The sequence below is a fragment of the Xanthomonas chitinilytica genome, from assembly GCF_026107455.2.
In the GTDB taxonomy this organism is placed as follows: Bacteria; Pseudomonadota; Gammaproteobacteria; order Xanthomonadales; family Xanthomonadaceae; genus Stenotrophomonas; species Stenotrophomonas chitinilytica.
In genome coordinates this window covers 237,118-251,477 of sequence record NZ_JAPCHY010000004.1, presented here as the reverse complement: position 1 = coordinate 251,477, position 14,360 = coordinate 237,118, and the positions used below count along the sequence as shown (strand labels likewise).

At 67.5% G+C, this 14,360-nt stretch carries 14 protein-coding genes; 10 read left to right on the top strand and 4 right to left on the bottom strand.

What is annotated here, in order from left to right; all coding sequences use genetic code 11:
• Positions 1-28: 28 nt before the first annotated feature.
• Positions 29-1,258 (bottom strand): HNH endonuclease, encoded by a 1,230-nt coding sequence (locus OK345_RS07000; RefSeq protein WP_265127204.1) that lies wholly within the window; start codon positions 1,256-1,258, stop codon positions 29-31.
• Positions 1,259-1,514: 256 nt separating this feature from the next.
• Between OK345_RS07000 and OK345_RS06995 the strand changes: the two genes are divergently transcribed.
• Positions 1,515-1,727 (top strand): hypothetical protein, encoded by a 213-nt coding sequence (locus OK345_RS06995; RefSeq protein WP_265127203.1) that lies wholly within the window; start codon positions 1,515-1,517, stop codon positions 1,725-1,727.
• A gap of 265 nt (positions 1,728-1,992) precedes the next feature.
• Here the strand turns inward: OK345_RS06995 and gpmA are convergent, their stop codons facing one another.
• Positions 1,993-2,742 (bottom strand): 2,3-diphosphoglycerate-dependent phosphoglycerate mutase, encoded by a 750-nt coding sequence (gene gpmA, locus OK345_RS06990; protein ID WP_306332089.1) that lies wholly within the window; start codon positions 2,740-2,742, stop codon positions 1,993-1,995.
• 106 nt (positions 2,743-2,848) lie between these two features.
• On the opposite strand from gpmA, the gene nfi reads away from it, so the two are divergent.
• The 5 genes from nfi (at position 2,849) to OK345_RS06965 (ending at position 7,087) form a co-directional block, all read left to right on the top strand.
• Entirely contained in the window at positions 2,849-3,562 is a 714-nt protein-coding gene (nfi, locus tag OK345_RS06985) for a deoxyribonuclease V (protein ID WP_265127317.1), read from the top strand.
• A gap of 112 nt (positions 3,563-3,674) precedes the next feature.
• On the top strand, positions 3,675-4,442 hold the full coding sequence (locus tag OK345_RS06980) for an Sbal_3080 family lipoprotein (RefSeq protein WP_265127201.1): 768 nt from the start codon (positions 3,675-3,677) through the stop codon (positions 4,440-4,442).
• Between the two features lie 102 nt (positions 4,443-4,544).
• On the top strand, positions 4,545-5,405 hold the full coding sequence (locus OK345_RS06975) for a pirin family protein (protein WP_265127200.1): 861 nt from the start codon (positions 4,545-4,547) through the stop codon (positions 5,403-5,405).
• A gap of 231 nt (positions 5,406-5,636) precedes the next feature.
• A complete protein-coding gene (aqpZ, locus tag OK345_RS06970; protein ID WP_265127199.1) occupies positions 5,637-6,359 on the top strand; it encodes an aquaporin Z in 723 nt (240 codons plus the stop codon).
• A 266-nt stretch (positions 6,360-6,625) separates the two neighbouring features.
• On the top strand, positions 6,626-7,087 hold the full coding sequence (locus OK345_RS06965) for a hypothetical protein (RefSeq protein WP_265127198.1): 462 nt from the start codon (positions 6,626-6,628) through the stop codon (positions 7,085-7,087).
• Between the two features lie 49 nt (positions 7,088-7,136).
• Here the strand turns inward: OK345_RS06965 and OK345_RS06960 are convergent, their stop codons facing one another.
• Positions 7,137-7,988 carry a pirin family protein gene (locus OK345_RS06960; protein ID WP_265127197.1) on the bottom strand — a complete coding sequence of 284 codons (852 nt, stop codon included), beginning with the start codon at positions 7,986-7,988 and terminating at the stop codon, positions 7,137-7,139.
• A 217-nt stretch (positions 7,989-8,205) separates the two neighbouring features.
• Here OK345_RS06960 and OK345_RS06955 point away from each other — a divergent pair, with 217 nt between their 5' ends.
• The 4 genes from OK345_RS06955 to OK345_RS06940 all read left to right on the top strand — a co-directional run bounded on the left by OK345_RS06955 (position 8,206) and on the right by OK345_RS06940 (position 12,804).
• Complete coding sequence (locus tag OK345_RS06955) at positions 8,206-10,275, top strand: carbon starvation CstA family protein (protein WP_265127196.1); 2,070 nt, start codon at positions 8,206-8,208, stop codon at positions 10,273-10,275.
• Positions 10,275-10,499: a YbdD/YjiX family protein gene (locus OK345_RS06950; protein WP_265127195.1), complete on the top strand. Its 225-nt coding sequence runs from the start codon at positions 10,275-10,277 to the stop codon at positions 10,497-10,499. Before OK345_RS06955 ends, OK345_RS06950 begins: the two co-directional genes overlap by 1 nt.
• A 333-nt stretch (positions 10,500-10,832) precedes the next feature.
• The gene (locus OK345_RS06945; protein ID WP_265127194.1) at positions 10,833-11,579 is read left to right on the top strand and encodes an ankyrin repeat domain-containing protein; all 747 of its coding nucleotides are present in this window, start codon (positions 10,833-10,835) and stop codon (positions 11,577-11,579) included.
• Positions 11,580-11,601: 22 nt separating this feature from the next.
• Complete coding sequence (locus tag OK345_RS06940) at positions 11,602-12,804, top strand: Tle-like phospholipase domain-containing protein (protein WP_265127193.1); 1,203 nt, start codon at positions 11,602-11,604, stop codon at positions 12,802-12,804.
• Positions 12,805-13,021: 217 nt separating this feature from the next.
• Here the strand turns inward: OK345_RS06940 and OK345_RS06935 are convergent, their stop codons facing one another.
• Positions 13,022-14,287 carry a DUF819 family protein gene (locus OK345_RS06935; protein ID WP_265127192.1) on the bottom strand — a complete coding sequence of 422 codons (1,266 nt, stop codon included), beginning with the start codon at positions 14,285-14,287 and terminating at the stop codon, positions 13,022-13,024.
• Between the last annotated feature and the right edge of the window lie 73 nt (positions 14,288-14,360).

Here is a 14,360-nt window from a genome sequence, read left to right as displayed (position 1 = left end):
CGGCCAACGACTGAATTAAGCCACGCCCCTAGCCCAGCTTCTCCTGCGCCACACCCGCATGCTGGGCCAAGTGCGCGGGGTTTGGGTGATGTTCGGCCCGTTCGGGCAAACGCAGTGCTTGACCGTTCAGTGCCTCGTAGTCGGTGCCCTCCAATGACGGGGCAATCGCCACCTGCTGCTCGGGCGTGATCCACAACAACCCCAGGTCGAACAGGGTGTGGAGGTCGGATCGCAACAGCAGACCGTTATCCACGCGGTGCGTGTGTTCACCCCGGTAAGGAAGGATGTGCGCTGCTTCCAACACCGCTACGGCGTTGCAGCCAGAGATAGCGCAGCGCTGTCCGTAGGCTTCCAGGATCTTGGCGCGGAACGTCCCCTGACCCTGCCGCTGCGCGATGGCCGTCATGGCCCATACGCGCGCGTCATGGTCACTGTCCAAGGGCGGCAAGTGGTCGAATGCCTGGTCCTGGGCTTGGGCTTCCGCGCTTCCCAGCACGGTGGAAGGGAGAGGAACCGCCTCCCATTTCCCGTCAGCGTTGGGCTGCAGATCCCAATGACCGTGGATGGTGGGTCGGAACAGCTCGTAGGTCGTTGCCCGCTGGCGTCCTTGGCGGAAGAGTCGATCGCGTGGGTGGCCACCATCGCTACGCCAGTTCTTGCGAGAGCGATCGTAGTGCCGACGGTTGGCGTCGTTCACGGTGAGGAATGCCAGATTGGCCCCTAAGTCCGAATGGTCCTCATGCGAGTAGTGCTGGGCCAGCCAGGCGGCAATCTCACCCGTGCGAACGGGCTTTCCCAAAGCTTCCACCGCCTCAGCTACGTGCCAATACTTCACGCCACTGCGGGTCCTCTCAACAATCACAGCTTCGGGCGATGAACCGATCCGCTCGAACGCCAATTCCAGTTCGTTGTCTTCCAACCTTACAACCCGACCCACCAGTTCGAAGTCTGGCTCGAAATCGTTCTCGGTCTGGGTGGCATTGCCCGCCACAATTTCGTCGGGATCGTCCGTGGACGCCACGATTACGCGCAAGGGCAGGCCTTCATCCATGGCCCGACGAAGATGACGGTGGAAGATCGCCTTGCCCGCGCCCTTCCAGCCGGCCGTCCCGGTCTCGTACCGGGTCATGTCCTCATTGAAACTGTGTTTCCACAGCGACAGGATCACCTGCGGGGGGTTCTCCGACACCGCCGAACTGGTAAATAGTGGGTTGGTCAACTCGACGCCATAGCGTCGGAAGGCTTCTGTCAGGCGCATGACTCCCCCTTGATCCCATTGCCGCTCAGGCAAGGAGCAGGGTACATGTAACGGTCGCGGGAGCGGTGGGCCATAACTTTGGCCACGTCGCCAGGTAGTCGGTCCTAGCGTTCTGTTCCACACGACATTCCGGATATTGAAACAAGATCGATCTTTCCTGGCTCACACGTTCGCGACTTCCTAAATAAAAGGCGTGGACCATCCCTTCGATGGGCGGCAATGGTGCCGAAGTCCACGCACTTCAAACAGGAAAACCATGAATATTGATATCTACAGTCACACCCGCAAGCGCTACATCGCGGTTCCAAAGGGGTACGTCATTCCCGAGTCCTGGGCAGGCGCCAAGTTCTTCAAGACCATCGAACTACGCCCCGGTGAAGTCAGGATTGGACTTGGCAACGCCGATGACATCCGGGCGGCAATCGAGAAGGATGGCTATGCCGACCTGGGAGCATTCGGGGGCGCATAGCCCCCATTGCTACTTGCAACGCCCACGACTTCGATGAGCCAGGATGAAGAGCTAAGGCGCTGCGACACTGAGGAGCTATCGGGCGCGCATGTGCCGAACTCTCTGCGCCTAAGCTTAGGGGGAAGTCCAACACTAGGGGTGTTGGCCAATGTCCGCTTCGGGTCGAAAGCAGCCCTAGAAATTCCCAACCACCTCATTAGCGTTACGCATCTCAAGCAAAACCCGGCATTCGCCGGGTTTTGCTTTCCATCCCACCACAGCAGACTTACTTAGCCCTGCCCTGATTAGCCACCGCCTCGGCCGCCTTCTTCGCCGCCTCCGGGTCGCCCAGGTAGCGGAACGACTGCACCGTCAGGTCGTCGTTCAATTCGAACAGCAGCGGGATGCCGGTGGGGATGTTGAGCTCGAGGATTTCTTCCTTGCTCACGTCGTTGAGGTACTTGTACAGCGCGCGCAGCGAGTTGCCGTGCGCGGTCACCAGCACGGTCTTGCCGTCCTTGAGCTGCGGGGCGATGGCGTCGTGCCAGTACGGCAGCACGCGGTCCAGCGTGGTCGCCAGCGATTCGGTGGCCGGCAGCGCGTTGCGGTCCAGGCCGGCGTAGCGGCGGTCGTGGCTCGGGTGGCCCGGGTCTTCAAGGGCCATCGGCGGCGGCGGGATGTCGTAGGAGCGGCGCCAGATCTTGACCTGCTCCTCGCCGTGCCTGGCCGCGGTCTCGGCCTTGTCCAGGCCCTGCAGACCGCCGTAATGGCGCTCGTTGAGGCGCCAGCTCTTGTGCACCGGCAGCCAGTCCTGGTCCATCTCGGCCAGCGCGCCCTGCAGGGTGTGGATCGCGCGCTTGAGCACCGAGGTGTGGGCGACGTCGAACTGCAGGCCCTCCTCGCGCATCAGCCGGCCCGCGGCGGCGGCCTCGCGGCGGCCCTGCTCGGTCAGGTCCACGTCCACCCAGCCGGTGAAGCGGTTGTCCAGGTTCCACTGGCTCTGGCCGTGGCGCAACAGTACGAGTCTACGGGTCACTGCGGGGTCTCCGGATGGGGGCGAAACGGGTCTCGATTGTAGCCGCATCGCCATGCCGGGCCGTCGCGCACGACGGCCCCACGCCGCTTGCGGCATGCTGCGGATCATGCAGAACGAGACTTCCGCGGTATTCGGCGACTGGGACGGCAGCCCGGCGCAGGCGCGCCTGCTGCAGGCGCAGCTGGCCAAACAGGTGCGGCTGGACGAGGAGGTGCCGGCACAGCCTTCGCTGATCGCCGGTTTCGATGTCGGCTTCGAGGACGGCGGCCTGGTCACCCGCGCCGCGGCGGTGCTGCTCGACGCCCGCACCCTGCAGCCGCTGGAGACGCACGTCGCACGCCTGCCGACGTCGATGCCGTACGTGCCGGGGCTGCTCAGCTTCCGCGAACTGCCGGCGCTGGTGCTGGCGTTGTCGCAGCTGTCGCGCCGGCCCGGGCTGGTATTCGTCGATGGCCACGGCATCGCCCACCCGCGCCGGCTCGGCATCGCCGCGCACTTCGGCGTGGCCACCGGGTTGCCCAGCATCGGCGTGGCCAAGAAACGGCTGGTCGGCGATGGCGACGAACCGGGACCGGACCGCGGCGACCGCACCCGGCTTACCCACCGCGGCGAGACCATCGGCTGGATGCTGCGCAGCAAGCCGCGCTGCAAGCCGCTGTTCGTATCCCCCGGCCACCGGGTCTCGCTGGAGAGCTGCGCCGACTGGGTGATGCGCTACGTCACCCGCTACCGCTTGCCGGAACCGACCCGGCTGGCCGATCGCCTGGCCTCGCGGCGCGGTGACGTGGCGGCTGCCGCGACGGGCGACCTCGCTCTCTGAGGCTGCGTCGGCAACGGCGCCTGCGGGTTTCGGGCCACGCGCCCGCTCGGGCAAAATGGCGGCTTCCGGCGCCGACGATCGCGCGCCGGGTATTTCGACAGGGGACAATCCAATGAATCCGCAACGCGTCCTGGGCGGCAGCGCCCTGCTGGCGGCGCTGGCGCTGGCCGGCTGCACCTCGGTGAACGTCAAACCGGCCACTGCCGCCGATGCTTTCCAGCACCTGTGCATCCACGAGAACCCGCAGGTGATCGTGCCCGATTTCGTGGCGATCCTGCAGCGCGGGCTGGATCGCCATGGCGTTTCCTCGGAACTGTTCAGCGGCGCCAGACCGGCGCACTGCGACTACGTGCTGACCTACACCGCGCGTCGCAGCTGGGACTTCGCCACCTACCTGACCCATGCCGAGCTGCGCATCGACCGCCAGGGCCGCCATGTCGCCTCGGCGCAGTACCACCTGCGCGGCAAGGGCGGGCTGTCGCTGACCAAGTGGAAGAGCACCGAGGCGAAGATGACCCCGGTCATCGACCAGTTGCTGGCCAACCACGCCCCCGGTGCCGCCGTGCGCCCGGCGGCACCGGCAGCGGCCACCCTGCCCGCGGCCGCAGCGACGACAGCGACAGCAGCGACCGGCACGGAGACGCCGCCAGCCGCGGCCCCGGAACGGCCGGCCGCGGCAACCGGCACCGCGTCGGTACGCATGGATGCCTACAGCCGCCCCGAACAGGCGGCGCAGGCGCTGGCACAGATGCGCAACTGCAACGGCCCGCTGCGCACGGTCAGCGTCGAGGACGGCCGGCAGGTGTACTCGGCCGGCTGCTGGGGCGGCAGGAAACTGCTGGTGGACTGCAGCCAGGACGCGTGCCGCGAACTGCAGTGATCCCGCACCGCCACGGCGGCAACGATCCGTTGCCGCCGTGGACATTCCGTTATCGCCGGGCCATGCGATGCTGGGCTCCCCTTCCATCGGGCAGCCGCCGCCATGACCCTGATCATCCCTCCGCGCGTCCACGACATCGGTGGACTGGAAGTTCGCCGCGCCGTTCCTTCGCTGCAGGCCCGCAGCGTCGGCCCGTTCGTGTTCGTCGACCACATGGGCCCGGCGATCTTCGAGCCCGGCCGCGGCATCGACGTGCGCCCGCACCCGCACATCGGCCTGGCCACGGTGACCTTCCTGTGGTCCGGCGCCATCGGCCACCGCGATACGCTCGGCTCGGACCAGGTGATCCGCCCCGGCGACGTCAACTGGATGACCGCCGGCCGCGGCATCGCCCACTCCGAGCGCACGCCCCCGGCCGAGCGCGAGCACGACCATCCGCTGCACGGCATGCAGACCTGGGTGGCCTTGCCGAAGGCGCACGAGGAGACCGAGCCGGCCTTCTACCATCACACCGCCGACAGCCTGCCGCAGCAGCGCCGCGGCGGCGCCTGGCTGCGGGTGATCGCCGGCCGCGCCTACGGCGAGGAATCGCCGGTGAAGGTGTTCGCCGACACCCTCAACGTCGCCATCGACCTGGACGCCGACGCCGAGATCGACCTGGATGCCGGCCACGTCCAGCGTGCGCTCTACATCCTGGAGGGACAGGCGCAACTGGACGGCGTCGACATTCCGGTGCAGCACCTGGTGCTGCCCGAAGCCGGCGCGCGTGGCCGGCTGCGCGCCAAGACGCCGCTGAAGGCGATGCTGATGGGCGGCGAGCCGCTGGATGGGCCGCGCCACCTGTGGTGGAACTTCGTCTCCAGCTCCAAGGAGCGCATCGAACAGGCCAAGCAGGACTGGCAGCAGGGCCGCTTCGGCACCATTCCCGGCGACGACAAGGAGTTCATCCCGCTGCCGCAGTAGGCGCGCCCGGCATAGCCCGCCGCGCCTTGTCTTTCCCGGACGGAAGCTGCCGGGCGACCGGCCTGGCGGCCGTCGCAGGGCGCCTCCCGCCTGCACGGGGACGACGGCTACGGTTGCGTCTGTTGGCCGCGGCAAGGGACCGGCGGGCCGCATTAACGATTTGAAAACGCGGCCGGTGCCGCCTTTCGCTATGTTTCCCGCACCCGTTCCGGGTCATCCAGGGGAAACATCATGAACATGGGCAAGCGTCTGGCGGCCGAGTTCCTTGGTACTTTCTGGCTGGTGTTCGGGGGCTGCGGCAGCGCGGTACTGGCCGCCAAGTTCGGCGGCGACGGCAATCCACTGGGCATCGGCTTCATGGGCGTGGCGCTGGCCTTCGGCCTGACCGTGCTCACTGGCGCGTACGCGTTCGGCCACATTTCCGGCGCGCATTTCAATCCGGCGGTCAGCTTCGGGCTGTGGGCCGGCGGCCGCTTCGACGGCAAGGACCTGCTGCCGTACATCGTCGCGCAGGTGCTGGGCGGCATCGCCGCCGGCTTCATCCTGCTGCAGATCGCCAAGGGCGGCGGCGGGTTCCAGATCGACGGCAGCCAGGCCGGGGCGTTCGCCAGCAACGGCTACGACGCGCTGTCGCCGGGCGGCTACACGGTGGCGGCGGCGTTCCTGTGCGAAGTCGTGCTGACCGCGTTCTTCCTGATCGTGATCATGGGCGCCACCCACGGCCGTGCCCCGGCCGGCTTCGCGCCGCTGGCGATCGGCCTGGCGCTGACCCTGATCCACCTGATCAGCATCCCGGTGACCAATACCTCGGTGAACCCGGCCCGCTCCACCGCGGTGGCGGTGTTCGCCGGCAGCGGCGCGGTCTCGCAGCTGTGGCTGTTCTGGGTGGCGCCGATCCTGGGCGGCCTGATCGGCGGCATCGCCTACAAGTGGATCGGCAGCGACGAGCGTTGAGCAACCGGCAGTGCACGATGCCCCGCAAGGGACATCGTGCACTGCAATATAAAATTTGCAACGAGCGTCACAGTTCCAAAACCAACAACGCCTGTAATAAGGTCTAGACGCCTGTCACACATTTCGTGGGGCGGACACCGCGGCAAGCGCATGGGGATGCGCGGAACACGGCCAGGGGATATGGATGGCCACCGCCGGTGGTGCGGTCACCTTCAGACACACTCAGCCAGCCGGCCGATGGCCGACGCTTACGGGGGATGTAGCGCGTGAAGACTGCCAGTATCGTTTCCAGCCTTTTTCTGTTGTGCGCCAGCGCACCTGCCCTGGCGCAGGCCACGGCCGACTGCCCGTCGCTGCCCGGCAGTGCCGGCCTGCAATGGGAACGCCAGGTCCAGAACGATTTCATCCTGTGCAAGGCCAGCACCGAGGACGGGCGCCATGTCCTCAACATGATGCTGACCTCGCGCGACCCGGCGCTGCCGCTCAACCGTTCGCTGCGCCAGGAAAAGGGCAGCTTTGCCGGCGAATCGCTGTACTGGTACACCCCGGACATGGGCGGACGCGACCTGCCGGGGCTGGAAGCGCGGCGCATCACCGTGGTCAAGCTGGCCAAGAACCGCTACGCGCAGATCTGGATCGACGCCGGCGATACCCGGGAACTGTCCTCGCTGCAGTCGCTGACCCAGGGCATGAACCTCAATCCGACCGCCCTGGCCGGCGGCAACTGAGCGAACACCCCGGACGGCGGGCAACGCCCGTCCGGGATCCGCACCGGATTCAGAACCGGCCTTCCTGGTAGTCGACGAACGCCTGCATCAACTGCTCGCGGGTGTTCATCACGAACGGGCCATGGCGCGCCACCGGCTCGCGCAGCGGCCGGCCGGCGACCAGGATCAGCCGCGCCCCGCTGGCGCCGGCTTCCAGCTGCAGCGATTCGCCGCCGCCCAGCACCGCCAATTCGTGCTGCGCCACCGTCCGCGCATCCGCACCTTCGCCGAGGTTGGCCTCGCCTTCGAACACGTAGGCGAACGCGTTGTGCCCGTCGGGCAGCGGATACTGCCAGCGGCTGCCCGGCTGCAGCGTCACATCCAGGTACAGCGGATCGGTGGCCGGCTGCACGATGGGACCGAGCACCTCGTCCACCCGGCCGGCGATCACCTTGATGCTGACGCCCTCGGCCGGCGTCGCCACCGGGATGCGCTCCGGCGCGAACTCCTGGTACTTCGGCTCCACCATCTTGTCGCGCGCAGGCAGGTTCACCCACAGCTGGAAGCCGCGCATGCGCCCGGACTCCTGCTCGGGCATCTCCGAGTGCACCAGGCCGCGACCGGCGGTCATCCACTGCACGCTGCCCGGCGTCAACAGGCCCTCGTTGCCGTGGTTGTCCTTGTGCCGCATGCGCCCGTCGAGCATGTAGGTGACGGTCTCGAAGCCGCGATGGGGATGGCTGGGAAAGCCGGCGATGTAGTCCTCGGCGCGGTCGGTGCCGAACTCGTCCAGCATCAGGAACGGGTCCAGGTCCGGCAGCGACGGGGTACCGATCACCCGGGTCAGGCGCACGCCGGCGCCGTCGGAGGTCGGCATGCCACGGATCGTGCGCAGCACGCGGGTCGGGCTTGAATGGCTCATGGCGTAACTCCGTTGGAATCCACCCTAGATGGACGTCGCCGGCCGAAACCCCAACCGGCACCGGCGCAACCCATTGTTCCAGCGCGGCCGCGAAAACGCCCCGGCGGCGTTGCGCGTTGCAGCATACGACCAAAGTCGCATCCGCTTCATGCGGGATACACATTGACCCTCCCCCTGCATGGGAGGACCCTAGGCCGGTCTTAGGGCGAGGTGTCTCATGAAAGGTTTCTCCAAGCTGGGCTGGGCGGCGTTGTCGCTCCTCGGTGCGTTCTGTCTGGGCGTGGTGGCACTGCGCCGTGGCGAGCACATCAACGCGCTGTGGATCGTCATAGCCGCGGTCTCGATCTACCTGGTGGCCTTCCGCTACTACGGTCTGTTCATTGCCAACAAGGTGCTGGGCGTGGACCGTACCCGCGCCACCCCGGCCTACGTCAACAACGACGGCCTGGACTACGTACCAACGAACAAGCATGTCCTGTTCGGCCACCACTTCGCCGCCATCGCCGGCGCCGGCCCGCTGGTCGGCCCGGTGCTGGCCGCGCAGATGGGCTACCTGCCCGGCACGCTGTGGCTGATCGCCGGCGTGGTGCTGGCCGGCGCGGTGCAGGATTTCATGATCCTGTTCATCTCCAGCCGCCGCAACGGCCGCTCGCTCGGCGACCTGGTGCGCGAGGAGATGGGGCCGATACCCGGCACCATCGCCCTGTTCGGCGTGTTCATGATCATGATCATCATCCTCGCGGTGCTGGCGATGATCGTGGTCAAGGCGCTGGCCGACAGCCCGTGGGGCATGTTCACCGTCATCGCGACGATGCCCATCGCCATCTTCATGGGCCTGTACATGCGCTACATCCGCCCCGGCAAGATCGGCGAGATCTCGGTCGTGGGCCTGGTGCTGCTGCTGGCGGCGATCTGGTTCGGCGGCAAGGTCGCGGCCGACCCGGTCTGGGGCCCGGCGTTCACCTTCACCGGCGTGCAGATCACCTGGATGCTGATCGGCTACGGCTTCGTTGCCGCGGTGCTGCCGGTGTGGCTGCTGCTGGCGCCGCGCGACTACCTGTCCACCTTCCTCAAGATCGGCACCATCGTCGGCCTGGCGATCGGCATCCTGATCGTGATGCCGGAACTGAAGATGCCGGCGCTGACCCAGTTCACCGACGGCACCGGCCCGGTGTGGAAGGGCAGCATGTTCCCGTTCCTGTTCATCACCATCGCCTGCGGCGCGGTGTCCGGCTTCCACGCGCTGATCAGCTCGGGCACCACGCCCAAGCTGCTGGCCAACGAAGGCCACGCCGCCTACATCGGCTACGGCGGCATGCTGATGGAATCGTTCGTGGCGATCATGGCGATGGTGGCGGCCTCGATCATCGAGCCGGGCATCTACTTCGCGATGAACAGCCCGGCCGCGGTGATCGGCACCGACGTGGTGACCGCCGCGGCGCACATCACCAACGAATGGGGCTTTGCCATCAGCCCCGAGGTGCTGACGGCCACGGCCGCCGAGATCGGCGAATCCACCATCCTGTCGCGTGCCGGCGGCGCGCCGACGCTGGCGGTGGGCATCGCCCAGATCCTGCACGCGGTACTGCCGGGCGAAGGGATGATGGCGTTCTGGTACCACTTCGCGATCCTGTTCGAAGCGCTGTTCATCCTGACCGCGGTCGATGCCGGCACCCGTTCGGGCCGCTTCATGCTGCAGGACCTGCTGGGCAACTTCATCCCGGCGCTGCGCAAGACCGACGCCTGGGGCCCGAACATCATCGCCACCGCCGGCTGCGTGGCGCTGTGGGGCTACTTCCTGTATCAGGGCGTGACCGACCCGCTGGGCGGCATCAACATGCTGTGGCCGCTGTTCGGCATCGCCAACCAGATGCTGGCCGGCGTGGCGCTGCTGCTGTGCACCGTGGTGCTGTTCAAGCTGAAGAAGGACCGCTACGCCTGGGTCCCGGCGCTTCCGGCCGTGTGGCTGCTGATCTGCACCACCTCCGCCGGCTTCATCAAGATCTTCTCCAACGACCCGGCCGTGGGTTTCCTGGCACAGGCGCACAAGTACCGCGACGCCATCGCTGCCGGCAACCTGCTGCCGCCGTCCAAGGACTTCGGGCAGATGCAGCAGGTGATGATCAACAACTACATCAACACCGGGCTGACCGTGCTGTTCCTGTTCGTGGTGTTCGCGGTGCTGGTGTATTCGATCAAGACCATCATCGCGGCCCGCCGCTCGTCGGTGCGCACCGACCATGAAACGCCGTACATCGCGTTGAAGCCGCACGAGATGGACGTGTGATGAGCACTTCGCTCGTTCCCGTCGGCCAGCACCAGGCGTTCCGCCGCACATGGCGGCGCCTGGTGCAGACCGCACGGCTGTGCTGCGGCGTGCCGGACTACGACAACTATGTCCGGCACATGCGCGAGAAGCACCCCGACCGCGAGGTGATGGACTACCCCACCTTCTTCCGCGAACGCCAGGAAGCGCGGTTCGGCGGCAAGGGCGGATTCCGCTGCTGCTGACCCGGACCGGCCGCTGGCCGGCCATCGGCAACACCGCGAAGGGCGGAGCTCAGGCTCCGCCCTTCGCTTTTCGGCCCCCAAACCGCGATCGTCCCGCGCAGGCTCCGCCCATGCCGATGCGCCCCCGCCCCCACCGCCGGCATGCGGCGCCACACCGGGGCAATACCGGCGAATCCGCCGCGAACGGCGAAGATGAACCGCGATTTCGCGAAGTTAGTCACGGAACCCGGCCTGCAGCATGCATGCCCAGCTGCTAGGATCGGCCTGACCGCGTCGGCAATGGACGCGGTCATCGCAGGAAATCGCAGGAACACGACCAGGAAGGAGTCCACGATGCGCGAGCAGCTCCCTGCCGCGGTCCTAGCGACCTCGCTGTTGATGGTTTCATGCGCCGCCGCCCCGGTCGGCGCCAAGGAGCGGCCCGCCATGTCAGAAGCAGCAAAGCAACAGATTGTCTTTCCCGATCCGGCCGTCGCCCCGCTGGCCGATGCGGTGGCCGCCGGCGACGAATCGCGCATCCGCCAGCTGGCCGCGCAGACCGACCTCTCCGCCCGCGGCGACCAGGGTGTCACCCTGCTGGAATGGGCCATCTGGAACCAGCAGCCGCGCGCACTGGCCGCCCTGCTCGACGCCGGCGCCGATCCGTCCCAGGCCGGCATGGACGGGGAAACCGTGGTGCACATGGCCGCCATGGTCGACGACCCCAGCTACCTGAAAGTGCTGCTCGAGCACCAGGCCCCGGCCGACGTGGCCAGCGAGCGCAACGGCTGGACGCCGCTGTTCCGGGCGGTGCTGCACAAGCGCGCCACCCAGCGCGACATGCTCATCGCCGCCGGTGCCGACATCCACCATCGCGACAGTTCCGGCCACAGCCTGCTGCACATCCCGGTCAACGACCCGGGTACGGTGCTGAAGCTGCTCGAGCTGGGCGTGGACCCCACCGTCCGCGACAACACCGGCGCCACCTTCCAGAAAGGATTCTTCATGACCTCGGAAAGGATCCTCAACAAGGAATCCCGGGCCGGACGCGAACAGGTGCGTACCTGGCTGAAGACCCACGGCATCAGCCCCGAAGGCTGAGCCCCCGAGCAGGGAAGCGACGATGGAACAGACGACCACCACCGGCAACGGTACCGCCCCGGCAATGTCGGGAACGACTCCCCAGCCCGCGGACCTTGAATTTCCCGCCGTCCTGAAGGATCTCTACCAGCTCTCGGCCGCCCGCCGCGATGGCCAGGAACACACCGCGACCGCACTGCCGGGCGGCTGGACACGGCTGGAGGATGCCGAGCTGCGCGCCGCGGGCATCGACCCTTCCGCATTGCGCGATGCGCGCTCCGGCTTCGACGCCGCCTTCTACCGCGCGCCCGACGGCAAGGTGGCGCTGGCGCTGTGCGGCACCGACCAGCTGCGCGACTGGCCGCAGAACATCGGCCAGGGCCTGGGCCTGGAAACGGCGCAGTTCGAGAACGCCATCCACCTGGCGCGCAGCGCCCGCAATGCCTTCGGCAACGACCTGGTGCTGACCGGGCATTCGCTCGGCGGCGGCCTGGCCTCGGCCGCGGCGCTGGTCACCGACACCCCGGCCATCACCTACAACGCCTCGGGCGTGCACAACAACACGCTGGAGCGGGAAGGACTGGACCCGGCGGCGGCCAAGGAATACGCCGCCGAAGGCCTGATCCGCAGCTACCACGTCAAGAACGAGCTGCTCACCCACCTGCAGGAAAAGAGCCTGCCGCTGCGCTGGGTGATGCCCGACGCCATCGGCCACCGCATCGAACTGCCCGACCCGGAGCCGCTGTCCTTCGGCAAGCGGCTGATCCCGGGCGCGATGCTCAAGCACCGGCTGGACCTGCACGGCATCGACGCGGTGATGGACGCCCAGGACCTGCAGCAACTGCGCGCGCGCGAGACCGCACAGCAGAACGGCATCGTGCTCCCGGCAACCACGCTGAGTACCGGCGGCCAGCTGTTCAACGATGCCGTGGACAAGCTGGAACCACAGCGGCAGCGGCTGGGCCTGGAGGGCGACAGCGCCTTCTTCAATACCGCCGGCAGCATCGCCGCGCAGTCCGGCGGCGACGGCCTGACCCGGATCGACCACCTGCTGCCCGGCGAGGGCCGGGTATTCGCGGTACAGGGCGAGCTGGCCGACCCGGCCCACCGCCGCAGCCACATCGATCTCGCCCCGGCGATGGAAACGCCGTTGCAGCAGAACCTGGCGCTGCTGCAGCAACAGGACGCGCATCAGCAGACGGTGGTCCAGCAGGAGACCCAGCGGCGCCAGCTGGCCATGGGGTGAGTCGGGTCGGAAACGGGTTCCAGGGCCGGCGGCAGGCCGGGGCAATCGTCGCCCCGGCGGTCGCGACTGACGTCGCTCCTACAACGCCTCTCCGCACTGCGGGAGCGACGTCAGTCGCGACCTTCTCGAACGACGACAAGGCACCCTCGGGAGGCACCGCTCTCTCCGGATTGGATGAGGAAACGGGCCGCGTCAGCGGCCCGTTCGCCCTTCCCGCTCAGCCTTCGACGCCGGCCATCATCCGCAGGATCTGGCCGACGCCATAGGCGATGACCGTACCGGTGGCGTAGCCGACCGTACCCAGCAGCACCCCGACCGGCGCCAGGGTCGGATGGAACGCGGCGGCCACCACCGGTGCCGATGCCGCCGCGCCGATGTTGCCCTGCGAACCGATGGCGAAATAGAACAGCGGCGCGCGCACCAGCTTGGCCGCCAGCCACAGCACCAGGATGTGGGTCAGCATCCAGATCACGCCGATGGCGACCAGTTCCGGGCGGTTGGCCAGCTTCATGAAGTCCATCTGCATGCCGATGCAGGCGATCAGGAAATACAGGAACACCGTACCGAGCTTGGATGCGCCGGCATTCTCCAGGCGCCGCACCCGGGTGAAGCTCAGCCCCAGGCCGCCCAGCGTGGACAGCACCACGATCCAGACGAACGGCGCGTCCAGGCTGAACTGCCCGGCCCAGGCCACATTGGCCTTGAACCAGCCGGCCGCCGGGTCGGAGACCGCATGCGCCAGGCCGACGATGCCGAAGGCGATGGCGACGATCACCATCAGGTCGGCCAGGGTCGGGATGCGCGCATTGGCCGCCTCGTAGGCGGAGATGCGCTCCTTCATCTCGTCGATGGCGCGGGTGTCGGCCCCGGTGCGCGCGTCGATCTGCGTCGCGCGGTTGGCCAGGAACAGCAGCGTGGCCATCCACAGGCTGGCGATGGCCACGTCGACCACCGCGAACTGGCCGAACAGGGTGGCATCGACGCCGTAGATCTCGCGGATCGCCACCATGTTGGCGCCGCCGCCGATCCAGCTGCCGGCCAGCGCCGCCATGCCCATCCAGGTGTCGCCGGCCACCGCCGGCGGGTACACCCATGCCATCACCTGGAACGACACGATCGCGCCCAGCACGATGCCCAGGGTGCCGGCACAGAATACGAACAGCAGTTTCGGCCCCAGCTTGAGGATGCCCTTCAGGTCGATCGACAGGGTCAGCAGCACCAGCGCGGCCGGCAACAGCACGCGGCTGGCGACCGGGTTGTACAGGTTGCTGCCCTCGCCGTCGATCAGGCCGACGGTGTTGTAGAACGCCGGGACGAAGTAGCACAGCAACAACGCCGGCACCCAGGCGAAGAATGTCTTCCAGAACGGCGTCGGCCCGCTGGCCAGCCAGAAGATCAGGCCCAGCGTGGCGGCGATCAGGCCGAACTGGACGATGTCGTTGGTAATCAATGCGGTGGACGCTTCGGTCGATTCGATCGCCATCTGCGGTGTTCTCCCCTCTACTGCGGACGAAAAAGAAACGGCCGGCACGGTGCCGGCCGTTCTCCGGATTCCC

Coding starts and splice junctions, on each gene's coding strand:
- OK345_RS06935 (WP_265127192.1), bottom strand. CDS start 14,287: ATGGCGATCGAATCGACCGAAGCGTCCACCGCATTGATTACCAACGAC.
- OK345_RS06950 (WP_265127195.1), top strand. CDS start 10,275: ATGAGCACTTCGCTCGTTCCCGTCGGCCAGCACCAGGCGTTCCGCCGC.
- OK345_RS06975 (WP_265127200.1), top strand. CDS start 4,545: ATGACCCTGATCATCCCTCCGCGCGTCCACGACATCGGTGGACTGGAA.
- OK345_RS06995 (WP_265127203.1), top strand. CDS start 1,515: ATGAATATTGATATCTACAGTCACACCCGCAAGCGCTACATCGCGGTT.
- OK345_RS06940 (WP_265127193.1), top strand. CDS start 11,602: ATGGAACAGACGACCACCACCGGCAACGGTACCGCCCCGGCAATGTCG.
- OK345_RS06945 (WP_265127194.1), top strand. CDS start 10,833: ATGCGCGAGCAGCTCCCTGCCGCGGTCCTAGCGACCTCGCTGTTGATG.
- OK345_RS07000 (WP_265127204.1), bottom strand. CDS start 1,258: ATGCGCCTGACAGAAGCCTTCCGACGCTATGGCGTCGAGTTGACCAAC.
- OK345_RS06960 (WP_265127197.1), bottom strand. CDS start 7,988: ATGAGCCATTCAAGCCCGACCCGCGTGCTGCGCACGATCCGTGGCATG.
- OK345_RS06955 (WP_265127196.1), top strand. CDS start 8,206: ATGAAAGGTTTCTCCAAGCTGGGCTGGGCGGCGTTGTCGCTCCTCGGT.
- nfi (WP_265127317.1), top strand. CDS start 2,849: ATGCAGAACGAGACTTCCGCGGTATTCGGCGACTGGGACGGCAGCCCG.
- aqpZ (WP_265127199.1), top strand. CDS start 5,637: ATGAACATGGGCAAGCGTCTGGCGGCCGAGTTCCTTGGTACTTTCTGG.
- OK345_RS06980 (WP_265127201.1), top strand. CDS start 3,675: ATGAATCCGCAACGCGTCCTGGGCGGCAGCGCCCTGCTGGCGGCGCTG.